Origin of the sequence: Devosia sp. LjRoot3, from assembly GCF_964252865.1 — a bacterium.
Lineage (GTDB): Bacteria > Pseudomonadota > Alphaproteobacteria > Rhizobiales > Devosiaceae > Devosia.
This window is the reverse complement of sequence record NZ_CAXUPK020000004.1, coordinates 117,912-141,929: the sequence shown is the minus strand read 5'-3', so window position 1 is coordinate 141,929 and position 24,018 is coordinate 117,912. Positions and strand designations below refer to the sequence as shown.

The window sequence follows — 24,018 nt, the reverse complement described above, 5'->3', positions numbered from 1 at the left end:
TTAGGCCGCAACCGCCTGCCGCAAACGTCCGACCAGCGAATTGGTCGATGTGCCGATGATCTCCACCTCGTGAATCCCGCCGATAAGGTCCGTAGACCCTTCGAGATGCACGGCCTGCAGATAGGGCGAGCGGCCACCCACCTGCCCCGGCATGCGGCCGACGCGTTCGATCAGCACGGGAAGCGTGCGGCCGACGCAGGAGGCATGAAAATCGGTGGTCTGCTTGTTGACCAGCTCTTGCAGGCGCGCGAGCCGCTCCACCTTCACAGATTCTTCCACCTGCTCGGTGAGGTTGGCGCCGGGCGTGCCGGGGCGGGTCGAGTATTTGAAGGAATAGGCCGAAGAATAGCCGACATCGCGGATGATTTTCAGCGTGTCCTCAAAGTCCGCGTCGGTCTCGCCGGGGAAGCCGACGATGAAATCGCCCGAAAACGCCATGTCGGGGCGCGCGTCCTTGATGCGCTCGATGAGGCGCATGTATTCGGCCGCATTGTGCTTGCGGTTCATGGCTTTCAGGATGCGGTCGGAACCGGACTGCACCGGCAGGTGCAGATAGGGCATGAGGAAATCGAGGTCGCGATGCGCCGCGATCAGCGCATCGTCCATGTCGCGCGGGTGGCTGGTGGTATAACGCAGGCGCTCAAGGCCAGGGATTTCAGAGAGAAGATAAGCCAGCTCACCAAGTCCGACGGCGCGGCCTGAAGCATCTTCGCCGTGATAGGCGTTCACATTCTGGCCGAGGAGGGTGATTTCCTTGACGCCGGCATCGGCGAGGCGGCGGGCCTCTTCAAGCACCTGGGCCACCGGGCGGCTGACTTCAGCGCCACGGGTATAGGGCACCACGCAGAAGGAACAGAACTTGTCGCAGCCTTCCTGCACGGTGAGGAAGGCGGTGAGGCCACGACCGATGGTGACGTCCTTCTTGGCCGCCGGCAGATGAGCAAATTTGTCTTCTTCGGGAAAATCGGTGTCGACCACGGCGCGGCGCAGGGCCGGGTGCATGTGGCGATTGCCTTCGGCCTTCTTCAGCATGTCGGGCAGGCGGTGATAGGCCTGCGGCCCAAAGACCATGTCGACCATGGGGGCGCGGCGGGCGATTTCCTCGCCTTCGGCCTGGGCGACGCAGCCAGCAACGCCGATCATCAGGTCGCCGCCGGTGGCGCGCTTGTCGTTCTGCAGTTCCTTGAGGCGGCCGAGTTCGGAGAAAACCTTCTCGCTCGCCTTTTCGCGGATATGGCAGGTATTGAGCAGCACGAGATCAGCTTCAGCCATGTCTTGGGTCGGCGCATAGCCATGCGGCGCCAGGGCGTCGGCCATGCGGTCGCTGTCATAGACATTCATCTGACAGCCATAGGTTTTGATGAAGAGCTTCTTCGGCGCGATCTGGTTCATGACGGGCTATTTACCAGACCATCAGGTATGACGCTACCGCCTGCAACCGGCATGGGGGCGAGCGTGTTGTGTCACCGGAGAGCAAAGGACTGTGTCATGACCAAAGCACAAAAGGATCAGGCTGCTGCCATGCGGGATGGACAAAAGCCCGGCCCCGGCGATTCCCCGGTACAGGTGCGCAATGCCGGGGCGGAAGCACAGGCTGACAAGCCGCGGAAATGGGATAAGGTGGACGAGGCCGTAGACGAGAGTTTTCCGGCCAGCGACGCTAGCGCAAAGTATTGACCCGCCCGCCTGGGCCTAACCTGCCAGCCGACAAGGATCAGGACGCCATGGCAGCACATGCCCACGACCGGGTCGCGGACTCCGGCAAGGCAAGGAGTCTCCAGTCGCGACGGCCCCAGCCGGTCGCGCTTTATCTGTTTGCGCTCATGCTGGTCATTCTCCTGCCGGCGCTGATCGTGGCGCTGGTCCTGCTCAACAGCACCAATGACGCGCAGGAAAAGGTCGTCGAATCCCTGACCAATGCCACTGTGCAGGCCATGGGCCAGTCGGTGGATCGCGAAATTTCGGGCATGATCACGACGCTGCGCGTGCTCTCCTCGGATCAGTCCCTTGAAGCAGGCGATCTCGAGCAATTCCATCGTCGCGCCACCATAGCCCTGGCCGGCACCGGATCCTACATCATCGGTATCGACGAGGATGCCAATCAGCTGGTCAACAGCCGCGTGGAATTCGGCGCGCCGCTGGGCCAGACATCCGACATGATCACCGCGGCCCGGGCGCTTGAACGGGCGCGCCCGACCGTTTCCAACCTGTTCTTCGGCCAGGTGGCACAGACCTGGGTCTATAATGTGTGGCTGCCGCTCTCCGAGGACGCGCCGGTGCGGCTGCTTGCCTTGACGCAGAACGCGCGCGATCTCATTCCGGTGCTGCAATCGCGGGAATTGCCGCAGGGCTGGAATGCGGCGCTGGTCGATGGCACCAATACGGTGATTGCCTCGACCACCGGGGACGAATTCTCCATCGGCGACACCCTGCCCATGCGGCGCAATCTCGAGGACACGGCTTCGGGCTGGACCGAAGAGGTGTTTCACGATGAAAAAGTGGTGACGGCCGAATGGCGCTCGGGCCTGACCGGCTGGCGCATCATCGCCTGGGCCTCGGCCGCGCAGGTGAAGCGCCCCCTTGGTGAATCCCTGTTGCAACTGGCGGCCTGGGGTCTCGTCATTGCCGTGGTCGCCTCGCTGATCGCTGTCTTCATCGCCCAGCAGCTGAGCCGCTCGGTGCGGGGCCTGAGGCTCGATGCGCAGCGCCTGGGGCGCGGCGAAGCCGTCTTCGAGCGCTATTACCCGGTGGCGGAAATCGATGAAGTGTCGAAAGCCCTGGTGCAGGCTTCGCGGCAGCGGCAGACGGCGGAACGCGATGTGCGCTTTTTGATGCGCGAACTGGCGCATCGCTCGAAAAACCAGATGGCTGTCATTTCCGCCATGGCCAAGCAGACGGCGCGGGGCGCCACCGATGTGCCGCGTTATGTCGAGGCGCTGGAGCGCCGCATCATGGGCCTGGCGCGCTCGACCGATCTGCTGCTGGCGCATGGACGGGCCGGGGTATCGCTGCGCGAACTCGTCGACCTGCACCTGGCGCCCTTCCGGCCGCAGGAGCTCGCGCGGGTGACGGTTGACGGGGCCGATCTCAGGATCAACCCGCAGGGCGCGCAGATCCTGGGGATGGCGGTGCACGAGCTGGCCGTCAATGCGACCCAATATGGCGCCTTTGCCGACGAAAAGGGCCGGTTGACCCTCACCTGGGTCGAGGATGGCGATCAGCTCGCCATGCGCTGGCGCGAGACCTTGTCGGGACCGCTCAAGGCCAGCGAGAGGGCGGGCTTTGGCACGACCGTGTTGCGCTCCATGGTGGGCGGCGCGCTGGGGGCCAAAGTCGAGCGGCACGAGCATGCCGATGGGGTCGAGTGGACCATCGACATTCCCATGACCGCACTCGATCCGGCCTTTGCCGCGGTGCGGCCGGACGAGCAGCTGCAAGAGCGCAAGAATCAATAAGTCTGGCTTTGTCTGGTGCTTTGCACTATAGGGACCGCCAGCAGGCTCAACTTTGCCCGCGCTATTAACAGGCCCTACCTGGACGACATCCTGGCTGGGGCTCTTTCATCCTCAAAATTCTAGAAGGATTTGCCGATGTCGATTACCGCTGAGCGCAAGACCGCCCTGATCAAGGAATACGCCACCACTGCCAACGATACCGGCTCGCCGGAAGTGCAGGTTGCGATCCTTTCCGAGCGCATTGCCAACCTCACCGAGCACTTCAAGGGCCACAACAAGGACAACCACTCCCGTCGTGGTCTCCTCAAGCTGGTTTCGACCCGTCGTAGCCTCCTCGACTACCTCAAGAAGGTCGACGAGAACCGCTACAAGACGCTGATCGAAAAGCTCGGCCTGCGTCGCTAAGACGACAAAAATTCCGGCGCGGGGGTTACCTTCCGCGCCGGTTGCCCTTTCAGGAGCGGTTTCAGGAAACGTGGGTACCACTTTCCGGTTCGAAAGCGCGACCAGACTGAACGGGCATATACTGGGGCGGTGATTGCCCCTTAGGCCGGCAGCGCCGGAGCATGGCAGGATTATTGGCGCCTTCCGCTGTGGAGCCGCTTGTTGTCTTGTCCATGTTCTGAACCTGTCAGAGACAGAAACAGTGCCTGATTTTGAGCTGGTGCGTACATGGGGTACGGCGCCGGTGCGGGCACACCGGAAGCGTTCGTGGGCCCTCGCCTATCCCGCGTTCCCGCGCTCCGGCAGAATGGAAAGACAAAAGATGTCGATCAATTTTGACCACCACAAGGTCGAACTCAACTGGGGCGGCCAGCCGCTGACGCTCGAAACCGGCAAGATCGCCCGCCAGGCCGATGGCGCCGTGCTCGCGACGCTGGGTGAAACCGTTGTGCTCGCCACCGTCGTGTCGGCCAAGTCCGCCAAGCCGGGCCAGGACTTCTTCCCGCTGACCGTCAACTACCAGGAAAAGTACTTTGCCGCCGGCAAGATCCCGGGTGGCTATTTCAAGCGCGAAGGCCGTCCGTCCGAGAACGAAACCCTGGTTTCGCGCCTCATCGACCGCCCGATCCGCCCGCTTTTCCCCGATGGCTACAAGAACGAGACCCAGGTGGTCATCACCGTTCTGCAGCACGACATGGAAAACAATCCCGACGTGCTCTCGATGGTCGCAGCCTCTGCTGCCCTGACCATTTCGGGTGTGCCCTTCATGGGCCCGATCGGCGCAGCACGCGTTGCCTATATCGATGGCGCCTATGTGCTGAACCCGTCCATTGATCGCCGCAACGATTCCAAGCTCGACCTCGTCATGGCCGGCACCCAGGACGCCGTGCTCATGGTTGAATCGGAAGCCCAGGAGCTTTCCGAAGAAGTCATGCTCGGCGCCGTCATGTTCGGCCACGCCGAAAGCGCCAAGGTCATCCAGGCGATCATCAAGCTCGCCGAGCTTGCTGCCAAGGAACCGCGCGACTTTACGGCTCCCGATTTCTCGGCTCTCGAAGCTGAAGTTCTCGCCATTGCCGAAGCCGATCTGCGCGCTGCCTACCAGATCACCGAAAAAGCCTCGCGCTACGCTGCGGTCGACGCTGCCAATGCCAAGGTCAAGGAGGCTTTTGCCGCCAAGATCGAAGCGGGCGAGCTGACCAAGGAAGTTCTGGGCGAAGTCGTCCACAACCTCCAGGCCAAGATCGTTCGCTGGAACATTCTGGACACCGGCAGCCGTATCGACGGCCGTGACCTGAAGACCGTGCGTCCGATCCTCTCGGAAGTCGGCGTCCTGCCGCGTACTCACGGTTCGGCCATCTTCACCCGTGGCGAAACCCAGGCCCTGGTCGTTGCGACCCTCGGCACCGCCGAAGACGAGCAGTTCATCGACTCGCTCGAAGGCACCCGCAAGGAAAACTTCCTGCTGCACTACAACTTCCCTCCCTACTCGGTGGGTGAAGCTGGCCGCATGGGTTCGCCCGGTCGTCGCGAAATCGGTCACGGCAAGCTCGCATGGCGCGCCATCAACCCGATCCGTCCCTCGATCGAAGAATTCCCCTACACGATCCGTATCGTGTCCGAGATCACCGAATCCAACGGCTCGTCCTCGATGGCGACCGTTTGCGGTACCTCGCTGGCGCTGATGGATGCCGGTGTGCCGATGAAGCGCCCGGTGGCCGGTATCGCCATGGGCCTGATCCTTGAAGGCGAAAAGTTCGCCGTCCTCAGCGATATTCTTGGTGACGAAGATCACCTCGGCGACATGGACTTCAAGGTGGCCGGTACTGAAGCGGGCGTGACCTCGCTGCAGATGGACATCAAGATCGCCGGTATCACCGAAGAGATCATGAAGATCGCCCTGGCTCAGGCCAAGGACGGTCGTATCCATATCCTGGGCGAAATGGCCAAGGCTCTCTCGGCCTCGCGCGGCGAAGTGGGCGAATTCGCTCCCCGCATCGAAACGCTGAAGATCCCGACCGACAAGATCCGTGAAGTGATCGGCACCGGCGGCAAGGTGATCCGCGAGATCGTCGAAAAGACCGGCGCCAAGATCAATATCGAAGACGACGGCACCGTAAAGGTTTCGTCCTCGGACGGCACCCAGATCGAAGCCGCCATCAAGTGGATCCGCTCGATCACCGATGAAGCCGAAGTCGGCGGCATCTATCAGGGCACCGTGGTGAAGACCGCCGATTTCGGCGCCTTCGTCAACTTCTTCGGCGCCAAGGACGGCCTCGTCCACATTTCCCAGCTGGCCGACCAGCGCGTTGCCAAGACCACCGACGTGGTCAAGGAAGGCGACAAGGTCTGGGTCAAGCTGCTCGGCTTTGACGAGCGCGGCAAGGTCCGCCTCTCCATGAAGGTGCTCGACCAGGCAACCGGCAAGGAACTGGTCAAGGAAGCCAAGGACGACGCAGCCGAATAAGGCGCTTCTTCCGAAAAGCACTGCGAAAGGCCCGGAGCGATCCGGGCCTTTTCATTTTCGCCCAGGAGGCGGCCATGGAGGCCATTCCTCGCCCTTGAGATCACACAGCCGTGAAACCTGTGGGATTTCCGCAACAGCGCCAACTATGATCACATTGTGGCGAGGAACCGCCGCATTCGTGCCACGTTAAGCGGGAGAAGCGTTACTGCAAAGGACGAGAGTCCGCTCCCTGCCCTCTCGATTCTCCCTGCCTGTCCCGAGGTTCCAGTTTTGATTTCCCGCCGCCTTTTCCTTCTCGGTCTTTCAGCGACGACCCTGGCAGCCTGTTCGACCACGCGTCAGCCCGTGGTTCAGGAGCCGGTCATCGATCCCTATTACCTGCGCATGTATGGTCCGGTGACCACCGAGCCCTATCTGGTCGACGCCATGGACCTTCGCCGTGTCGATCCGCAATGGTGGCGCCAGGAAGTGGCCTATTACACGACCGAACGCCCCGGCACGATCGTGGTCGATACGCCGGCCCACTATCTCTATCTCGTGATGGAGAACGGCCGGGCTCTGCGTTACGGCATTGGCGTGGGCAAGGACGAGGCGCTGCTGTTCCGCGGCGATGCCACCATCGGCCGCAAGGCCCAGTGGCCGCGCTGGACGCCGACCAAGTCGATGATTGCCCGCGAGCCCGACCGCTACGGCCCCTATGCCGGCGGCATGGAGCCGGGTCCGACCAATCCGCTTGGGCCGCGTGCGCTTTACCTCTACAAAAACGGCGCCGATACGCTTTTCCGTATCCATGGCACCACCGAGCCCTATACGATCGGCACCAATGTCTCCTCGGGCTGTATTCGCCTGATGAACCAGGACATCATCGATCTCTATTCCCGTGTTCCCTCGGGCACGCGCGTGACGGTGATCAACGCATAAGGCACGGAAAACCGGTATCCATTTTTCCGGACCATGCCTGGCGCAATGTCGCCGCAACATTTCTGGCGGATCGTGTGACTGAGGGCTGCGCCCTCGCCATGACCTCCAAATAGATTGCCGGCTGCGGACCATACCGTAGTCACCCGCATCCGGCATCCAGGGCCCGTTCCGCAAGGAGCGGGCTCTTCGTCTTTTGGATCCTGCTCATCTGGCACAAGCGCCTTTTCGTCGGGCGAGCGATATGCATGATGGCGGTCCACTTCGAGGCCGTTCATGACCAAAACTCCGCGCGCCTACATCATCTGCGGCACGCCGCGCTCGGGCAGTACGCTGATCTGCGAAATGCTCCATCGCAGCGGCGTGGCCGGGCGACCGAACTCGTATTTTCGGGAGGTCGATATTGCCTACTGGGCGGAGGAATGGGGCGTATCGCTTGCCGGGGGCACCGATGCGCCGGCATTTGATCGCGCTTATCTTGCCGCCATGCGGGAGGCGGGCGCGGCGGGCACGGGGATCTTCGGGTTGCGGGTGATGTATCCCAGCCTCGCCGATGCCGGCCGGCGGCTGGAGCGGGCTCTTGGCGGGCCCAGCGATGTGGCCCAACGCCTCAATGAGGCGTTCGGGCCCCTGCTCTACATTCACCTCTCGCGCGGCGACAAGCTCGGTCAGGCCGTTTCGCTGGTGCGTGCCGAGCAGACGGGCCTCTGGCACCTCAATGCCGATGGCAGCGTTCTTGAAGGCTCAGAGGAGCGGCCGGAGCCGGTCTATGACCGCAAGAGGATTGCCGAGGTGCTGGCGGAACTGGAAGAGGATGACCGGGCCTGGGACCTCTTCTTTGCGGCCCATGGCATCACTCCGCTGAGACTGACCTACGAAGGCGTTACGGCCGCGCCACAGCGGGCGCTGGCGGAGATTTTTGCACGGCTGGGCCTTGATCCCACCATTGCCGAGGCCATGGACGTACCGACAGCCAAGATGGCCGATGCGACGAGTCGGGAGTGGGTGGAGCGGTTCGCAAGGGAGCGTGGGGCGCACTAGGCTCTCTCCATGCCATCCGCACGGTGGAGAGGCTCCCCGAGATGGATTGCCGGGACAAGCCCGGCAACGACGGCAGCGGTGGGTTTGGTGTCTGGGAAATGCTCAAAGAAAAGGGCGCGGTCGAAACCGCGCCCTTGGTGTTTCTGAGCCTTATTCGCCTTACAGCGTGCGCTGCACGGTCTCGACGCGGAAGCATTCGATGACGTCCTTGGCGCGGATGTCTTCGTAGTTTTCGAAGGCCATGCCGCATTCCTGGCCGACCTGGACTTCCTTGACTTCGTCCTTGAAGCGCTTGAGCGTCTTGAGCTTGCCTTCGTGGATGACGACGTTGTCGCGCAGCAAACGCACGCCGGCGCCGCGTTCCACAAGACCCTCGGTGACGCGGCAACCCGCGACCTTGCCGACCTTGGTGATCTGGAAGACTTCCAGGATTTCCGCGTAGCCGATGAAGGTTTCGCGACGCTCAGGCGCCAGGAGACCAGACATGGCCGACTTCACGTCATCCACGAGGTCGTAGATGATGTTGTAGTAGCGGATTTCGATGCCTTCGCGGGTCGCAAGATCTGCGGCCTGCTTGTTGGCGCGGACGTTGAAGCCGATGATGACGGCCTTGGAGGCCGTTGCCAGGGTCACGTCGCTTTCGGTGATACCACCAACGCCCTGATGCAGGATCTGCGCCGACACTTCGTCGGTGCCGAGCTTGTCGAGGCTGGCAACGATGGCTTCCACCGAACCCTGCACGTCGCCCTTGATGATCAGCGGGAACTTCGCGATGCCATTGGCCTTGAGCTGATTCATCATCTGCTCGAGGCTGGTGGCGCCGCCGCCGGCCGTCTTTTCACGGATGGCGCGCTGACGATACTCGGTGACTTCGCGGGCACGGGCTTCGGTTTCGACGACCGAGCAACGATCGCCGGCCGAGGGCACGCCGGTAAAGCCCAAAACTTCAACCGGAACCGAGGGACCAGCTTCCTTGACCTGCTCGCCCTTGTCGTTGATGAGGGCACGAACTTTCGCGAACTCGGTGCCGGCAACGAGAATGTCGCCGACGCGCAGCGTGCCGCGCTGGACGAGAACGGTCGCCACGGCGCCGCGACCACGATCGAGCTTGGCTTCGACCACGATACCTTCGGCGCGACCATCGCGGGCGACCTTGAGTTCGAGGACTTCGGCCTGCAGCAGGATGGTTTCAAGGAGCTTGTCGAGACCGGCACGGGTCTTGGCCGAAACCTCGACATCGAGCACGTCGCCGCCCATGGTTTCCACGAACACTTCGTGCTGAAGCAGTTCGGTGCGCACGCGCTGGGGATTGGCGTCCGGCTTGTCCATCTTGTTGATGGCCACGATGATCGGAACACCAGCCGCCTTGGCGTGCTTGATGGATTCGATGGTCTGCGGCATGACGCCGTCATCGGCCGCCACGACCAGCACCGCGATGTCAGTCGCCTGGGCGCCGCGGGCACGCATGGCGGTGAACGCCTCGTGGCCCGGGGTGTCGAGGAAGGTGATCTTGGTGCCGTTCTTTTCGACCTGATAGGCGCCGATATGCTGGGTGATGCCGCCGGCTTCACCGGAAACCACATTGGCTTCGCGGATCGCGTCGAGGAGCGAGGTCTTGCCGTGGTCGACGTGACCCATGATGGTCACGACAGGCGCACGATCGGTCAGATCCTCGGCCTTGTCGTCGGACGGAAGATCGAAGAGACCTTCCTCAACGTCGGCTTCGGACACGCGCTTGACCGTGTGGCCGAGTTCGCTGGCGATGAGTTCAGCCGTATCGGCGTCGATCACGTCGGTGATCTTGGCCATATTGCCCTGCTGCATCAGCATCTTGATGACGGTGACGGAGCGTTCGGCCATACGGTTGGCGAGTTCGCCCACCGTAATGACTTCCGGGATCACGACTTCACGGATCAGCTTGGGCGCATCCTGCTGGTTGCGGCCCATCTTCTTGTCGCGACGACGCTTCATGGCGGCGAGCGAGGGACCGCGATCACGATCGCTCTCGGTCGTGGCGCTCGAAACCGTCAGGCGGCCGCGGGCGGCACCATCGTCGACGCGGCGCGAGGGCCGTTCGGGCTGGGCGCGCGAGGCGCGGCGGGCATTCTCGAGCTCGGCTTCGGTGGTCGGACGCTGCTGCGGCGCGCCGGTACGAACGCGACGGCCATCGGCCTCGCTCGGTGCGGCGGGCGGCACATTGCCGATCGGAGCCATGCCGGCGCCGGCCGGACGCCGTTCACCAGCGGGACGGGTAGCCGTACCAGCGGGGCGCGTGCCGGTGGAGCCGGCCGGGCGGCGATCGCCGGTCGGACGGGCATTGGGATTGGGCCGTTCGCCATCGGGGCGGGTATTGGACGGACGCTCGTTGGACGGGCGTTCGTTCGAAGGCCGCTCGCTGCGCTGCGGGCGCGCCGACTGGCCGGGACGGCCCGAAACGGTGCGAACTGCAGACGGGCCGGGATTGCGCTGGCTCGCCGGCACGAAAGGCTGGCGCGGTTCGGGCGCAGCAGCCGGTGCCGGTGCGGCGCTTGCAGCGGGCTCGGGAGCCGCGACAACGTCTTCCTCGGCGCGACGGGCTTCTTCGGCCTGACGGCGTTCTTCTTCCTGGCGCGCGGCTTCTTCGCGGATCTGGCGACGACGGTTGTCGTCCTCGATGCGGCGCGCTTCTTCGGCCGCAAAGCGTTCCTTGTCCTCGGCGGCGCGAGCGCCGGCGAGAGCGAGCGCCTTCTGGCGGGCTTCGGCTTCGGCAGCCGAAAGACCGAGCGGTGCACGCTGGGCCTGCACGGGGCGACCCTGGCCGGGGCGACCCGAACCGCTGGGACGGCCGCCGCCTGCCTGTGGGCCCGAGGGCACGCCGGCGGGCTTGGGAACCACGCGAGTCCGCTTCTCCACGACCACCGTCGCACGCGAGGGACCGCGCGACGTGCCGGCGCGATTGCCCAGACCCGGACCACCCTTGAGGGTCAGCGTCTTCTTGGCGCCAGAATCGTCAGAACGCTTGTCGTCGTTATCAGCCATACTTCCTATCGTCTTTCGTCCTGTTCCACGGACAAAAGCACACCGGTTACCGCAGGGCGGTCGGTGTCGTTATCCGTCGGATTGGCGTTGTAGCGGGCCAGTCGATTGGCCTTATCCAGCGCCGATTGGGCTGCCGCCCCTGTCATGAGGGCAGCATGTATCACATTTTCTAGTCCAAGTGCCAAACCCAATTGCACGCTTGAGAGCAATTCGAAATGAGGCACCTGCTTGCCGGCTGCGCTGCCCTCGCGGCGGGCGTGATTGAGGGCGCGCAGGGCCCCCAGCATCTTGTTCTTGCCATCGGCCGCGCCATCGGTCGCTGAAAGCAGCGCGATCAGCTGCCCCCCTTCGATGGCGCTCTTCACCTTCATGCCGCCGGAGGTGAACTGGCCGGCTTTTCGCGCCATGGCGAGAGCCGAGGAAAATCTTTGTTCGAGCCGCAGCCGGGTCAGATCCGCCAGATCGGGCGGCACGGTCACGTTTTCTTTCAGGCTTTTCGCAAAAGCCTTCTTGCGGACAGCTTCGGCAACGGATTCGTAGCTGAGGCTGATCCAGACGCCCCGGCCTTCGGCCTTGGCATCGGTATCGGGCACGATGGTGCCATCGGGGCCGAGCACGAAACGGATCAGTTCCTCAACCGGCTTTTCGAGCCGGGTGAGAGCACATGTCCTTATGGTTTCTTCGCGCCGGGCCACGACATCACTCCGAAGAAGGCGGTCCTTAGACCGCCTCCTCCGCGGTTTCGTCGCCGTCTTCGGCGGCGACTTCATCGGCCTGGATCCAGCCAGCGCGCAGGCGCGCCTGCAGGATCATGTCTTCAGCTTCTTCGCGGCTTACCGGGAAATCCTTGAACGTGCCTTCGAAGCGCTTGGTTTCCCCGTCCTTGCGTTCGCTCCAGCCGACGAGATCGTCAGCGGCGCAACCGGCAAAGTCTTCCACGGTCTTGATGTCTTCCTTGCCGAGCGCCACCAGCATGGCGGCGTTGAGGCCCGGAATTTCGTAGAGTTCGTCATCGACACCGAGCGCGATACGCTCGTCGTCGAACTTGCGCTCGATCTCGGCGAGATATTCGGCGGCGCGATTCTGGATTTCGCCGGCGGTCTCTTCGTCAAAGCCTTCAATCGAGGCGATTTCGTTGGGCTCGATATAGGCGAGCTCTTCGACCGAGGAGAAACCTTCGGAAGCCAGTAGTTGGGCAACCATCTCGTCAACGTCAAGGGCCTGCATGAAGAGGGTCGAGCGTTCGGTGAATTCCTTGTGGCGCCGTTCGCTCTCTTCCTGCTCGGTCAGGATGTCGATATCCCAGCCAATGAGCTGCGACGCAAGGCGCACATTCTGGCCACGACGACCGATGGCAAGCGAGAGCTGCTCGTCGGGCACCACGACTTCGATGCGTTCGGCCTGTTCGTCGAGAACGACCTTGGCGACATCGGCCGGCTGCAGCGCCGAAACCACGAGATCGGCAATGGTGTCGGTCCAGGGAATGATGTCGATCTTTTCGCCCTGGAGTTCGGCAACCACGGCCTGCACGCGCGAACCACGCATACCGACGCAGGCGCCGACGGGATCGATCGAGGAATCGTTCGAGGTCACGGCGATCTTGGCGCGCGAACCCGGGTCACGGGCGATCGAGCGGATGGTGATGACGCCATCGTAGATCTCGGGCACTTCCTGCATGAACAGTTTTGCCATGAACTGCGGATGGGTGCGCGAGAGGAAAATCTGCGGACCGCGCTGTTCGCGGCGCACGTCATAGATATAGGCGCGGACGCGGTCGCCATAGCGGAACATTTCGCGCGGGATCAGTTCGTCGCGGCGGATAATGGCTTCGCCACGGCCGAGATCGACGATGACATTGCCATATTCGACGCGCTTGACCGTGCCGTTGACGATTTCCCCGACGCGGTTGGTATATTCTTCGAACATGCGGTCACGCTCGGCATCGCGCACCTTCTGCACGATCACTTGCTTCGCCGACTGGGCGGCGATGCGGCCGAATTCCATCGGCGGCAGCGGTTCGGTCAGGAAATCGCCGACCTTGGCTTCGGGCGACTTGGTCTTGGCGAATTTCAGGTCGACCTGGCGGCTCGGCTCTTCGACGGCGTCGACGATTTCCAAGAGGCGCCACATGCGGGTTTCGCCCGAGCGCGGATTGATCTCGACCTTGATCTCGGTCTCGGCGCCATAGCGGCCCTTGGCGGCCTTTTCCATGGCATCCTGCATCGCCTCGATCACGACCATACGGTCGATCGACTTTTCACGGGCAACGGCATCCGCGATCTGCAAAAGCTCAAGGCGATTCGCGCTAACGGCCATTTATTTCGTCTCCTCGGGGAGGTTTTCGTCGTCATTGTCGGCATCGGCATATTCGACCGTTTCGGTCTCATCGTCGTCGATCGGATGCAATTCCTGATCGGCGCGCGCCATATCCATCAATTTGTCGGTCATCACGAGCTTGGCATCGGCAATGGTGACGAAGCTGAGCTTGTGGTCGGGGTTGGTACCGCCGGGCGCGTCGGGCAGGCGGATGGTCACGCCCTCTTCGTCCACGGCAAGGATGTCGCCGCGAAAACGCTTGCGGCCATTGATCATGTCGAGCAGTTCGACCTTGGCCTCATGGCCGACGAAACGCTCGAAATCGCGCTTGCGCACCAGGGGACGATCGATGCCGGCGGAAGAGACTTCCAGGTGATATTCGCGGTCGATCGGATCTTCGACATCGAGAACCGGCGAGAGGTCCTTGGAAAGAGCCTCGCAGTCATTGATGTTGAAGCGGCCATTTTCGTCTTCGGCCATGATCTGCAGGGTGCAGCCATTTTCCGGAGTGATCTTGACCCGCACGAGCGAATAGCCAAGACCATTGGCGACCGGCTCGACGATGCGGGAAACACGGGCTTCGAGGCCGGTTTCCTTGATGTAGCGTTTCTCGGTAAGATCGAAAGCCATTGGGTCCCAGATAAGCAAAAAGAGCGGGGCCGGTCAGGGCACCACTCTCTGTATGAGAGCAACGATGTAGGCCTCATATAGCGCCGCTCTCGGCAAAAGGCAAGGTCGGCCTGGCGGGCCCTCTTGAGGGGCGCCTAGCGCTCCCAGGTGACATTGGCGACGTCGGCCCCGAGGTCTTCGAGGAAACCGCGCAGGTCTTTCACCATGGGGTCCGGCCCGCAGAGGTAAAAATTCTGATTGAAGTCGGTGACATGGCGCTTGAGGAAATCGGCGTCGATGCGTTCCTGGGCCAGCTTTGATTTCTGGTCATTGGTAACGGTCCAGAGCGTCTTGAGGCCGCTCATGGCCTCGAACTCGTCGCGCAGGATAATATCCTTCTCGGTCTGGTTCGAGACGATCAGCGTATTGCCGGCGATTTTGCCCGTGGCATTGAGGTGTCGCAGGATGGCGATGAAGGGCGTGACGCCGGCGCCACCGGCAATGAACGTGCCGGGACCGCGATATTGGATCGTGCCCCAGACATCGCGCAGGATCAGCTTGTCCCCCGCGCCGAGCGACCAGAGTTCATTGGTGACGCCGGTATGGTCAAAGTAGCTCTTGATGGTGAATTCGAGATTTTCGGCATCGGGCAGGCAGGTAAAGGTGAAGGGCCGCTTCTTGTCCTGCCAGCCGTCGCGATCGATGCTGACCTCGGTCGCCTGCCCGGGCGAGAAATTGTAGCCCTTGGGGCGTTCTAGCCGGTAATGGCGGACATTGTGGGTGACGGGAACGGTGTCGAGAATATTGACGCTGATCTGCATGGTTTTCTCCGCTCTGCCACAGCAGAACACCATGGTCCGCCGGGCGGTTCCAAACTGAGGGCACCTTGAGGGAACCCGGTTCCCCCGCGACAACCGGGTTTCTTTCCAACCACCTGATTTCCCTGTGAAACCGTCGGCGCGATGGGGGCGCTTTCAAGGGCAAGATTCTTGTTTTTCGTGTCTTGGAGCCGAATTCTGGCGGCCCATTTCTGTGGTGTTCAAACGAAAGGAACACCCAATGATCAAGAACAGCATCCTTGCCCTGACCACTGCCGCTCTCGTTGCCGGCGTTGCCCTGCCCGCCTTTGCAGCACCGGCTCCGGTGGAATCGACCGATGTCGACACCAGCTACCTGACCGACGAAGTTGCCAACGACTATACGCTGCTCCGTCTGCATGAAAAGGGCATCAACGCCACCTCGATCGAAGAATGGAACGGCAAGATCCGCGCCTTCGTGGTCCAGGAAGACGGCACCCAGGCCATGCAGCTCTTCGACGCCGACACGCTGGCGCCCGTCGGGCTCTAAGCGCCTGCCCGTCGCGCCTTCGACCCGGAAAAGAGTCTCCGCTTTTCCCGAAGGCGCCCCGGGCCCGATGCTCCTGGCGCTGCCGGTCTCCGGCGGCGCCCGAAGCCTTCCCTAGCGAAGGCTGATATTATTGGAGAGATCGAAATTTTGCCGTGCTGAGGCGACGGCGTCGCGATTGCGCGCCACAAAGGCCCGGCAGGCATCGACGAGATCGAGCAGATCGCGGCCGAGGGCCGTCAGTTCGTAATCCACCCGCGGCGGAATGGTGGCAAAGGCTGTGCGGGAAATGAAACCGTCGCGCTCGAGTTCGCGCAGGGTGGAAGCCAGCGTCTTCTGGGAAATACCGTCCATCGAGCGCCGCAATTCATTGAAGCGCCGCGTGCCCGCGCTGAGTTCGGCCACCACCACCAGCGTCCATTTCCCCGTCCGCATCGCCAGAAAGCTGTTGTCCTCGTGCGAAAAGGAAAGCGTCGTGGACATTTGTGAAGCTCCGGAACCGGTCAACGGAAGAACGTCAGGCGCAGCGCGCCGGCGTGCAGCCGATATGGGGAGCGATTGGCAAAGGTCCAGAGCGCGAGTGGACGAACTTGTCGTTCACCGTCACGAAACGGTAAAGATTTCAACGCCGATCGAAGGTGAAATAAAAGCTGATCATGCGGCCTTCGCGCCGCGCTTTTTGCTCATAGCGGGTCGGCTGCCAGCCCGGATAGGGCGTGTGCCAAGAGCCGGGCGCATCCGGAGCAAAGGTAAATTCGGGCTCGCGCACGATATGGGCGAGGGTCCAGTCGGCATAGTCCTCGATATCGCTGGCGAAATGGAATGTGCCGCCCGGGCGGATGACGCGGGCCAGTTCCTTCAGTGTCACCGGCGAGACGAAGCGGCGCTTGTGATGGCGCGTTTTCGGCCAGGGATCGGGGTAAAGCAGATAGACCGCGTCAATGCTGGCATCGGGCAGGGTGACGAGCAGTTTTAGCGCGTCATCGGTGAAGAGTCGGACATTGCTCAGGTTTTTGGCGATTGCCGCCTGCACCATCTTGCCGATGCCGCCGGTAAAAACCTCGCAGCCGATAAAGCCGGTTTCGGGCTCTTCCTCAGCCTTGCGCGCCAGGTGCTCGCCGCCACCATAGCCGATCTCGATGACGAGGCGTTTTGCCTCCGGAAAGAGCGTCCTGGGGTCGAGGTGCTCGCTGAGTGCGATTTCGAGCTCGGGCAGCGTCTCATCCACCATGGCCTTCTGGCCGCCATGCAGTTTCTTGCCGGAACGGCGGCCAAAAAAGGCGCGGGGTTCGCCGTCACGGGTTTTGGGGAGCTGGTGGTCGGTCATGGATGCAAAATTTCGAAAAAACGAAGGCCTCTCCCCCGCATCGCGGAAAAGAGGCCTTTGGTCAATCTTTGGCGTGAATCAGGCGACGGCCTGCTTCAATGCCTTTACGAGGTCAATCTTCTCCCAGGAGAAGCTGCCATCGCGGCCCGGCTTGCGGCCAAAATGGCCGTAGGCCGAGGTTTTTGCATAGATCGGCTTGTTGAGGTCGAGATGGGTGCGGATGCCGCGCGGGGTCAGGTCCATCACCTCGGCCAGGGCCTTTTCCAACTTTGCTTCGTCGACTTTGCCGGTGCCGTGCAGGTCGACATAGATCGACAGCGGTTTTGCAACGCCAATGGCGTAGCTCAGCTGGATCGTGGCGCGATCGGCAAGGCCGGCGGCGACGACATTCTTGGCGAGATAACGCGCGGCGTAAGCGGCCGAACGGTCAACCTTGGTCGGGTCCTTGCCCGAGAAAGCGCCACCGCCATGGGGTGCTGCGCCGCCATAGGTGTCGACAATGATCTTGCGGCCGGTCAGGCCCGCATCGCCATCAGGACCGCCGACGACGAACTTGCCGGTCGGATTGACGTGCCAGACGGTCTCGTCGCTGATCCAGCCTTCCGGTAGAGCTTCGCGGATATAGGGTTCCACAATCTTGCGGACGTCCGAAGAGGTCAGGCTTTCGTCAAGGTGCTGGGTGGACAGCACGATCTGGGTGACCCCGACCGGCTTGCCGTCTTCATAGCGCACGGTCACCTGGCTCTTGGCATCAGGGCCAAGCTTGCCGGCCGGACCATGATTGGCCTTGCGGGCGTCAGTAATGGTCTCGAGGATCTTGTGGGCATAGTAGATCGGAGCAGGCAGCAGTTCCGGCGTTTCGCGCGAGGCGTAGCCGAACATGATGCCCTGGTCGCCGGCACCGACATCCTTGTTGCCGCTCTCGTCGACACCCTGGGCGATATCTGCCGACTGGCCATGCAGCAGCACGTCGATCTTGGCGGTCTTCCAGTGGAAGCCCGACTGTTCGTAGCCGATGGCGCGGATGGCCTTGCGGGCAGCAGCCTTGAATTTGGATGGGCTGACAATCGGTGCGCCGGCCTTGTCCTTGAGGACGTTTCCGTCCTTGTCCTTTTTCAGGAGCGTGTCGGGCACGCGTACTTCACCGGCGATGACGACACGATTGGTGGTAGCGAGGGTTTCGCAGGCGATGCGGACCTGGCTCGCATCCATGCCGACCTTCTTGGCCTCACGGAAAACGAGGTCGACAATCTCGTCCGAAATCCGGTCGCAGACCTTGTCCGGGTGACCCTCGGAGACCGACTCAGAGGTGAAGTGATAGGACGAACGGGCCACGCAAATGCTCCGAAAATGCAAAAAATGCCCGAAAATGGGCCAAACTGACCGTTTTGTGACATTGTACGCCCCTCGGGTCAAGGGAGATATAAAGAAAGCTTGATATGACCTGGTCGCAGGGTTGAGCAATTCTTGCCTTGGCACAGTGCCTTTCCATCGCCGTCTTGCTGTGCCAATGAAAGCAAAACGGGAAGAATGGAAAAACCATGGCCATCAGACTGCATCGCGGCGATCTGCCAAACCTCTCCAACTACGGGCGCGAGGTGGCGATCGACACGGAAACCATGGGGCTCGACCCGCATCGTGACCGGCTTTGCGTGGTGCAGCTTTCCCCCGGTGATGGTAGCGCCGATGTCATCCAGATCCCGCAGAACGCCACTGAAGCCCCCAATCTGGTTCGCCTCCTAACCGATCCCGGCGTCACCAAGATTTTTCATTATGCGCGTTTCGACGTCGCGGTTTTGCAGCAGCGCTTTGGGGTTGTCACCGGGCCGATCTATTGCACCAAGATCGCCTCGCGCCTTGTGCGCACCTATACGGATCGACATGGTCTGAAAGAACTGGCGCGCGAACTGCTCAATGTCGACCTTTCCAAGCAGCAGCAGAGCTCGGACTGGGGTAGTGAGAAGCTGACTGATGCGCAGCTCGACTATGCTGCTTCGGACGTTCTTTACCTGCATGATCTCAAGCGCCATCTCGACCGCATGCTCAAGCGCGAGAACCGGATGGAACTAGCGGAGGCCTGCTTCGATTTCGTAAAAACCCGTTGCGCCCTTGATCTCATGGGTTGGCAAGAGACGGATATTTTCGCCCATAGCTGAGGAACAGCCCTTGGCCTTTGCCGATCAGCCCGGCCGGACCCGCAAGTTTAGACGTCTGCTGCGCCGCAATCGTATGGTGGGCGTGTTGCGGTTTGCCGTGCCGGCCGTGGGTTTTGTGCTGCTGGTCGCGCTCTTGATCCAGATTGTGATTTCGAGCTTCGGTGGACGCTACGGCATCGGCAAGATCGAGGTGACGCCGGACCGGATTCGGGTCGAGACACCGGAATATGCCGGCACGCTGACCGATGGTTCGGTCTATCGTGTCTGGGCCGAGGAAGCGGCGGCGGCCATCGACAATACCGACCTCATTACGATGAGCAATGTGAAGGTAATGCTGGAGCGCACCGATGGCGTTCGCCGCGAGGCATCGGCAGTGGACGCCATTCTCGACACGGTCAACCAGCAGGTGCGCATTGAGAATGGCACTGAAATCAGCGAATCCAGCGGCATTTCCGGTCGCCTCAGCGACTCCGTTTTCGACTGGGCGAGCCAGACCCTGACATCAAAGGGCCCGGTGACCATCAATTATTCGGACGGCTCCACCGTACGCGCCGAGGGCATGGTGCACGAGGCCGATCGTAACCGCTGGACTTTCACCAACGCGATCGTCACGCTGCCCGAAACCCCGGGGGAGGAGCAGGAATGAATTTCAGTCGCTTCGCTTTGATCGCTGTTTTCGCAGGCTTTCTCTCTGTGCCGGCACTGGCGCAAACCGCCGTGCAAATCTCGGCCGATGTTTTTACGGTCGAGGAGGGCACCAAGGAGGCGGTGTTCACTGGCAATGTCGTGATCAAGCATCCGACGGTCAATGTCTGGGCCGAGAAGGTCGTGGCCACCTATGGCGAAGGCGGCACCAGCGACATCAGGAGTTTTGAGGCAACCGGCAAGGTGAAGCTCGAAACCGACGAGCAGACGGCGACGGGCGATCGCGCCGTGTTCACGCCGGGCGATCAATTGCTGCGCCTGACCGGCAATGTCGAGGTCAGCAATACGGCCGGCAGCGTCCAGGCGCAGGAGCTGGTGGTCAATCTTGCCACCAATGTTTCGACTTTCAGCGCCAGCCAGGGCGGACGCGTGACCGGCGTCTTCACCACCCAATGAGCGAGAAGACGCGCATAGACCAGTCGGGCTGGCTCGTGGCCCAGGGTCTTGCCAAGAGTTTTGGTAAGCGCACGGTCGTGCGCGATGTTTCGTTGGCCGTGCGCCGCGGGGAAGCCGTGGGCCTTCTTGGCCCCAATGGCGCCGGCAAGACCACGGTTTTTACCATGATCATGGGTCTCGTGCGGCCCGATGCGGGACGCATCCAGCTCGATGGCAATGACATTACCCGCTTGCCACTGTTTCAGCGTGGCCAGCTTGGGGTTGGCTACCTGCCCCAGGAGCCGTCCATTTTCCGCGGCATGAGCGTCGAGGGCAATATTCTCGCCATTCTGGAAAATACCGTCAGCGGCAGGGCGGAGCGCAAGCGCCGGCTGAAACAGTTGCTCGACGAATTTTCGATCTCCCACCTTGCCAAGTCCAATGCCCTGTCCTTGTCGGGCGGCGAGCGCCGGCGTGTCGAAATTGCGCGGGCCCTGGCGGCCGAACCGATCTTCATGCTGCTCGACGAACCCTTTGCTGGCGTTGATCCTATCGCCGTGGCCGAAGTGAAGGGTCTCGTGCGGCAATTGACCCAGCGCGGCATTGGCGTGCTCATCACCGACCATGCGGTACGCGAAACGCTTGGGCTCGTCGATCGCGCCTATGTCATCCATGGCGGCTCGGTGATGATTCAGGGCAAGCCCGAAACCATTTCGGCCAGCCCCGAGGCCCGGCGCGTCTACCTCGGCGAGAGCTTCGAGCTTTAGAAGCCTTTGAACTGGCACGGAACTTGCCTTAGCGCTTGCCCTTGCCGACGAAATCAGCCATGTTGCGGCCGGGAAGCCGCCCTTCGGGGCATCACGTGACGCGCCAAGAGGTTGAATAGATGGCACTTTCGCCGCGGCTGGAGTTTCGCCAGGCCCAAAGCCTGACGCTGACGCCGCAGCTCATGCAGTCGATCAAACTCCTGCAATTGAGCCATCTCGAACTCAATGATTTCGTCGACGCCGAACTCCTGCGCAATCCGCTGCTCGAACGCGAAGAGGGCGGCGAGGCAGCCGATGTCGAGCCGGCCGAAGCCCCGGAACGGGCGGTCGAACTCAGTGCCTATGAAGATACGGTTGCCCAGGGCGACCGCATCAAGGATGCCGACCAGATCGCCGAGGGTTATGACACCGCGGTCGAGAACGTCTTTCCCGAATCCAATCCCAATGAGATGGGCAGTGTCGCCGGGCCCGACCGCAATGGCAGTTTTGAGGGCGGTGAAGCGCCCGACCTTGACCAGTTCGTGGCCTCGCGCCCGCGCCTTTCCGACCATCTCGAAGCCCAGGCGCAGATGCTGCTGCGCACCCAGGCCGACCGGCTGATCGGCCAGCACCTGATCGATGGGCTCAACGAGGCTGGCTATCTCACTGTTGAACTCGACGCGGTAGCCGAATTGCTCGGGGCCGAACTCGGCGATGTCGAGGCTGTTCTCGGGGCGCTGCAAACCTGCGACCCGATTGGCGTCTTTGCCCGCTCCGTTGCCGAATGCATGGCGCTGCAATTGCGCGAGCGCGACCGGCTCGATCCGATGATGCAGCGCCTGCTGGACAATCTCGGTCTTGTCGCCGAGCACAATATGGCGGGGTTGATGAAGGCCGTCGGCTGCGATCGCGAAGATCTCTCCGATATGCTGGGCGAATTGCGTCTGCTCGATCCACGGCCGGGCCTTGCCTTCGACAGCGCGCCGATTGAGGCGGTGGTGCCCGATGTCTTCGTGCGGTCCGGGCCCGATGGCGGCTGGCAGATCGAGCTCAATAGCGAGACGCTACCGCGCGTGCTGGTCAACCGGGTCTACTATGCCAGCGTGACCAAGAAGACCCGCGACGCGGCGGAAAAGACCTTTTTGTCCGATTGCCTGCAAACGGCCAATTGGCTGACGAAAAGTCTCGACCAGCGGGCCCAGACCATTACCAAGGTGGCCGCCGAAATCGTGCGCCAGCAGGATGGGTTTCTGACCCATGGCGTGGCGCATCTGAAGCCGATGACGCTCAAAATGGTCGCCGAAGAAATCGAAATGCATGAATCGACGGTGAGTCGCGTTACCGCCAACAAGTATATGGCGACGCCGCGCGGCCTCTACGAGATGAAATACTTCTTCACGACGGCCATATCTTCGGCGGATGGTGGCAGTGATCATTCGGCTGAAGCGGTGCGGCACCGGATCAAGCAGCTTATCGATGCGGAACTGGCGAGCGATATTCTCTCGGACGACACGATCGCCGAAATGCTGCGCAAGGAACAGGGCATCGACGTGGCCCGGCGCACGGTGGCGAAATATCGCGAGGGCATGAACATCCCCTCCTCGGTGATCCGCCGCCGCCAGAAAAAAGCTTTGCAGAAGATCGCCTAGAGGCGGCTGCGTCCTATCGTCTCGCTTGTTGACGTGAACCGGGAACCGCGGAGCGGGGCTGCGGCGTTGGGCTCTCGCCCGGCAGCCTTTGTTCACGGCGGGAAGGCTAATTGAGCCGCGTCCCTCTGTCACCCTCTCATTTGGACATGCCGGGCATGATGCGGATTGCCCCTGCCTCTGGCTGGGTCTAGCATCCTCATGTCTGGCACCCCACATGCAATGGGTGACAGTAGGCAGGAACCCGGATGTCGGGAGATCGGCTTCGGGACCTCTTGCGTCGTACACACGACCGAAAGGAAGAAGAAGCCATGGCCTTGCGCGTTTCGGGAAAGAATATGGATGTAGGCGATGCTCTGCGCGGCAAAGCAGAGGATCACTTTTCCACCGTTGTCGGAAAGTATTTTGACGGCGGCTATGACGGCCATCTGACCCTCACTCCAGACGGAATTGGTTTCCGTGCCGACTGCGTTGTCCACCTCGATTCCGGCGCCACTCTACAAGCCAGCGCCCAGGGCGGTGATGCGACCTCGGCCTTCGAGGTCATGGCGCTCAATATCGAAAAGCGCCTGCGCCGTTACAACCGGAAGCTCAAGCAACACCGCAAGGGCAATGGTGCCGATGGCGGCACGGCCCAGTACACCGTTTTCGGGGCCTCGGACGAGTTCGACGAGCTCGACGAAGACTATGCGCCACCCGTGGTTGCCGAGACCACCAAGAACCTGCGCCAGATGAGCGTGGAGGAGGCGGTGATGGAGCTCGACCTGTCGGGTCAGAATGTTGTGATGTTCCGCCACGCTGGACATGGCGGCCTGAATGTGGTCTACCGCCGCGCGGACGGCAATATAGGCTGGATTGATCCCGCGCTTGGGGCAAATTGATTAGCCCGACTGCCGTAGAAAAGCTGAAGTAGAGCCCAAGGCAGACTAATGGAATTGGCTGACATTCTGGCAGAGGAAGCCGTACTTGACTGTACGGGTGTCACCTCGAAGCGCCAGCTGTTTGACATCTTGTCCAAAAAGGCTTCCGAGATCACCGGCAAGGACCAGAACGATATCCTTGCGGCCATTGCTGGCCGCGAGGAATTGGGGTCGACCGGCCTTGGGAATGGCATCGCCATTCCGCATGGGAAGCTCAATGGTCTCAAGGGTGTAACCGCCGTCTTCGCGCGGCTCGATACGCCCATCGACTTCGACGCGGTCGACGACCAGCCGGTCGATGTGGTGATCATGCTGCTCGCGCCTGTCGGTGCCGGTGCCGATCACCTGAAGGCCCTGTCGCGCGTGGCGCGGCTGCTGCGGACGGAAAGTGTCATCGACCAGCTACGGCGGGAAACCGACGTCAAGCGGCTCTATGCGCTGCTGACAACGCCGCTTGAAGATTCCTGCGCCGCCTAGGCGCAGGCTACCGAAATTGAAAAACCCCGCGGATCAGACCGATCCGCGGGGTTT

The 24,018-nt window shown here is 61.9% G+C and carries 23 protein-coding genes; 14 read left to right on the top strand and 9 right to left on the bottom strand.

Annotation, left to right across the window (positions count from 1 at the left end; all coding sequences use genetic code 11):
• A complete protein-coding gene (miaB, locus tag ACSQ2A_RS15275; RefSeq protein ID WP_436072922.1) occupies positions 1-1,392 on the bottom strand; it encodes a tRNA (N6-isopentenyl adenosine(37)-C2)-methylthiotransferase MiaB in 1,392 nt (463 codons plus the stop codon).
• Positions 1,393-1,488: 96 nt separating this feature from the next.
• Between miaB and ACSQ2A_RS15270 the strand changes: the two genes are divergently transcribed.
• The 6 genes from ACSQ2A_RS15270 to ACSQ2A_RS15245 all read left to right on the top strand — a co-directional run bounded on the left by ACSQ2A_RS15270 (position 1,489) and on the right by ACSQ2A_RS15245 (position 8,325).
• Entirely contained in the window at positions 1,489-1,677 is a 189-nt protein-coding gene (locus tag ACSQ2A_RS15270; protein WP_295413420.1) for a hypothetical protein, read from the top strand.
• Positions 1,678-1,724: 47 nt separating this feature from the next.
• On the top strand, positions 1,725-3,455 hold the full coding sequence (locus ACSQ2A_RS15265; protein ID WP_436072921.1) for a sensor histidine kinase: 1,731 nt from the start codon (positions 1,725-1,727) through the stop codon (positions 3,453-3,455).
• Positions 3,456-3,590: 135 nt separating this feature from the next.
• On the top strand, positions 3,591-3,860 hold the full coding sequence (rpsO, locus tag ACSQ2A_RS15260) for a 30S ribosomal protein S15 (RefSeq protein ID WP_035084587.1): 270 nt from the start codon (positions 3,591-3,593) through the stop codon (positions 3,858-3,860).
• Between the two features lie 361 nt (positions 3,861-4,221).
• Entirely contained in the window at positions 4,222-6,366 is a 2,145-nt protein-coding gene (gene pnp / locus ACSQ2A_RS15255) for a polyribonucleotide nucleotidyltransferase (protein ID WP_295413426.1), read from the top strand.
• 270 nt (positions 6,367-6,636) lie between these two features.
• Positions 6,637-7,287: a L,D-transpeptidase gene (locus ACSQ2A_RS15250; protein ID WP_436072920.1), complete on the top strand. Its 651-nt coding sequence runs from the start codon at positions 6,637-6,639 to the stop codon at positions 7,285-7,287.
• Between the two features lie 273 nt (positions 7,288-7,560).
• On the top strand, positions 7,561-8,325 hold the full coding sequence (locus ACSQ2A_RS15245; RefSeq protein ID WP_436072919.1) for a Stf0 family sulfotransferase: 765 nt from the start codon (positions 7,561-7,563) through the stop codon (positions 8,323-8,325).
• Between the two features lie 159 nt (positions 8,326-8,484).
• Here ACSQ2A_RS15245 and infB read toward each other — a convergent pair whose 3' ends face one another.
• From infB to ACSQ2A_RS15220, 5 genes are all read right to left on the bottom strand, one after another.
• The gene (gene infB / locus ACSQ2A_RS15240) at positions 8,485-11,343 is read right to left on the bottom strand and encodes a translation initiation factor IF-2 (protein ID WP_436072918.1); all 2,859 of its coding nucleotides are present in this window, start codon (positions 11,341-11,343) and stop codon (positions 8,485-8,487) included.
• A 5-nt stretch (positions 11,344-11,348) separates the two neighbouring features.
• Complete coding sequence (locus ACSQ2A_RS15235) at positions 11,349-12,038, bottom strand: RNA-binding protein (RefSeq protein WP_295413437.1); 690 nt, start codon at positions 12,036-12,038, stop codon at positions 11,349-11,351.
• Positions 12,039-12,063: 25 nt separating this feature from the next.
• On the bottom strand, positions 12,064-13,659 hold the full coding sequence (gene nusA / locus ACSQ2A_RS15230) for a transcription termination factor NusA (RefSeq protein ID WP_295413439.1): 1,596 nt from the start codon (positions 13,657-13,659) through the stop codon (positions 12,064-12,066).
• Positions 13,660-14,289: a ribosome maturation factor RimP gene (gene rimP / locus ACSQ2A_RS15225; protein WP_295413441.1), complete on the bottom strand. Its 630-nt coding sequence runs from the start codon at positions 14,287-14,289 to the stop codon at positions 13,660-13,662.
• Positions 14,290-14,423: 134 nt separating this feature from the next.
• Positions 14,424-15,089 (bottom strand): flavodoxin reductase, encoded by a 666-nt coding sequence (locus tag ACSQ2A_RS15220; RefSeq protein ID WP_436072917.1) that lies wholly within the window; start codon positions 15,087-15,089, stop codon positions 14,424-14,426.
• 238 nt (positions 15,090-15,327) lie between these two features.
• On the opposite strand from ACSQ2A_RS15220, the gene ACSQ2A_RS15215 reads away from it, so the two are divergent.
• Complete coding sequence (locus ACSQ2A_RS15215; protein WP_436072916.1) at positions 15,328-15,615, top strand: hypothetical protein; 288 nt, start codon at positions 15,328-15,330, stop codon at positions 15,613-15,615.
• Between the two features lie 111 nt (positions 15,616-15,726).
• Here ACSQ2A_RS15215 and ACSQ2A_RS15210 read toward each other — a convergent pair whose 3' ends face one another.
• The 3 genes from ACSQ2A_RS15210 to metK all read right to left on the bottom strand — a co-directional run bounded on the left by ACSQ2A_RS15210 (position 15,727) and on the right by metK (position 18,364).
• Positions 15,727-16,095, bottom strand: coding sequence for a winged helix-turn-helix transcriptional regulator (locus ACSQ2A_RS15210; protein WP_295413449.1), 369 nt, complete (start codon positions 16,093-16,095; stop codon positions 15,727-15,729).
• 139 nt (positions 16,096-16,234) lie between these two features.
• Positions 16,235-16,939 carry a tRNA (guanosine(46)-N7)-methyltransferase TrmB gene (trmB, locus tag ACSQ2A_RS15205; RefSeq protein ID WP_436072915.1) on the bottom strand — a complete coding sequence of 235 codons (705 nt, stop codon included), beginning with the start codon at positions 16,937-16,939 and terminating at the stop codon, positions 16,235-16,237.
• A gap of 78 nt (positions 16,940-17,017) precedes the next feature.
• Positions 17,018-18,364 (bottom strand): methionine adenosyltransferase, encoded by a 1,347-nt coding sequence (gene metK, locus ACSQ2A_RS15200; RefSeq protein ID WP_436073221.1) that lies wholly within the window; start codon positions 18,362-18,364, stop codon positions 17,018-17,020.
• A 116-nt stretch (positions 18,365-18,480) separates the two neighbouring features.
• Between metK and ACSQ2A_RS15195 the strand changes: the two genes are divergently transcribed.
• The 7 genes from ACSQ2A_RS15195 (at position 18,481) to ACSQ2A_RS15165 (ending at position 23,964) form a co-directional block, all read left to right on the top strand.
• Positions 18,481-19,095: a ribonuclease D gene (locus tag ACSQ2A_RS15195; protein WP_295413457.1), complete on the top strand. Its 615-nt coding sequence runs from the start codon at positions 18,481-18,483 to the stop codon at positions 19,093-19,095.
• 10 nt (positions 19,096-19,105) lie between these two features.
• Complete coding sequence (locus tag ACSQ2A_RS15190) at positions 19,106-19,741, top strand: hypothetical protein (RefSeq protein ID WP_436072914.1); 636 nt, start codon at positions 19,106-19,108, stop codon at positions 19,739-19,741.
• Entirely contained in the window at positions 19,738-20,196 is a 459-nt protein-coding gene (locus ACSQ2A_RS15185) for an LptA/OstA family protein (RefSeq protein WP_436072913.1), read from the top strand. The genes ACSQ2A_RS15190 and ACSQ2A_RS15185 overlap by 4 nt, the downstream gene beginning before the upstream one ends.
• Positions 20,193-20,942, top strand: a complete 750-nt coding sequence (gene lptB, locus ACSQ2A_RS15180; RefSeq protein WP_436072912.1) for an LPS export ABC transporter ATP-binding protein — start codon at positions 20,193-20,195, stop codon at positions 20,940-20,942. The genes ACSQ2A_RS15185 and lptB overlap by 4 nt, the downstream gene beginning before the upstream one ends.
• Before the next feature lie 119 nt (positions 20,943-21,061).
• On the top strand, positions 21,062-22,570 hold the full coding sequence (gene rpoN / locus ACSQ2A_RS15175) for an RNA polymerase factor sigma-54 (protein WP_436072911.1): 1,509 nt from the start codon (positions 21,062-21,064) through the stop codon (positions 22,568-22,570).
• A 308-nt stretch (positions 22,571-22,878) separates the two neighbouring features.
• Positions 22,879-23,448: a ribosome hibernation-promoting factor, HPF/YfiA family gene (hpf, locus tag ACSQ2A_RS15170; RefSeq protein WP_295413467.1), complete on the top strand. Its 570-nt coding sequence runs from the start codon at positions 22,879-22,881 to the stop codon at positions 23,446-23,448.
• Between the two features lie 48 nt (positions 23,449-23,496).
• A complete protein-coding gene (locus ACSQ2A_RS15165) occupies positions 23,497-23,964 on the top strand; it encodes a PTS sugar transporter subunit IIA (RefSeq protein ID WP_035084483.1) in 468 nt (155 codons plus the stop codon).
• Positions 23,965-24,018 lie beyond the last annotated feature (54 nt).

Coding starts and splice junctions, on each gene's coding strand:
- rimP (WP_295413441.1), bottom strand. CDS start 14,289: ATGGCTTTCGATCTTACCGAGAAACGCTACATCAAGGAAACCGGCCTC.
- ACSQ2A_RS15195 (WP_295413457.1), top strand. CDS start 18,481: ATGGCCATCAGACTGCATCGCGGCGATCTGCCAAACCTCTCCAACTAC.
- ACSQ2A_RS15265 (WP_436072921.1), top strand. CDS start 1,725: ATGGCAGCACATGCCCACGACCGGGTCGCGGACTCCGGCAAGGCAAGG.
- rpsO (WP_035084587.1), top strand. CDS start 3,591: ATGTCGATTACCGCTGAGCGCAAGACCGCCCTGATCAAGGAATACGCC.
- ACSQ2A_RS15210 (WP_295413449.1), bottom strand. CDS start 16,095: ATGTCCACGACGCTTTCCTTTTCGCACGAGGACAACAGCTTTCTGGCG.
- pnp (WP_295413426.1), top strand. CDS start 4,222: ATGTCGATCAATTTTGACCACCACAAGGTCGAACTCAACTGGGGCGGC.
- miaB (WP_436072922.1), bottom strand. CDS start 1,392: ATGAACCAGATCGCGCCGAAGAAGCTCTTCATCAAAACCTATGGCTGT.
- ACSQ2A_RS15220 (WP_436072917.1), bottom strand. CDS start 15,089: ATGCAGATCAGCGTCAATATTCTCGACACCGTTCCCGTCACCCACAAT.
- lptB (WP_436072912.1), top strand. CDS start 20,193: ATGAGCGAGAAGACGCGCATAGACCAGTCGGGCTGGCTCGTGGCCCAG.
- ACSQ2A_RS15245 (WP_436072919.1), top strand. CDS start 7,561: ATGACCAAAACTCCGCGCGCCTACATCATCTGCGGCACGCCGCGCTCG.
- ACSQ2A_RS15165 (WP_035084483.1), top strand. CDS start 23,497: ATGGAATTGGCTGACATTCTGGCAGAGGAAGCCGTACTTGACTGTACG.
- nusA (WP_295413439.1), bottom strand. CDS start 13,659: ATGGCCGTTAGCGCGAATCGCCTTGAGCTTTTGCAGATCGCGGATGCC.
- ACSQ2A_RS15270 (WP_295413420.1), top strand. CDS start 1,489: ATGACCAAAGCACAAAAGGATCAGGCTGCTGCCATGCGGGATGGACAA.
- ACSQ2A_RS15185 (WP_436072913.1), top strand. CDS start 19,738: ATGAATTTCAGTCGCTTCGCTTTGATCGCTGTTTTCGCAGGCTTTCTC.
- rpoN (WP_436072911.1), top strand. CDS start 21,062: ATGGCACTTTCGCCGCGGCTGGAGTTTCGCCAGGCCCAAAGCCTGACG.
- trmB (WP_436072915.1), bottom strand. CDS start 16,939: ATGACCGACCACCAGCTCCCCAAAACCCGTGACGGCGAACCCCGCGCC.
- hpf (WP_295413467.1), top strand. CDS start 22,879: ATGGCCTTGCGCGTTTCGGGAAAGAATATGGATGTAGGCGATGCTCTG.
- infB (WP_436072918.1), bottom strand. CDS start 11,343: ATGGCTGATAACGACGACAAGCGTTCTGACGATTCTGGCGCCAAGAAG.
- ACSQ2A_RS15215 (WP_436072916.1), top strand. CDS start 15,328: ATGATCAAGAACAGCATCCTTGCCCTGACCACTGCCGCTCTCGTTGCC.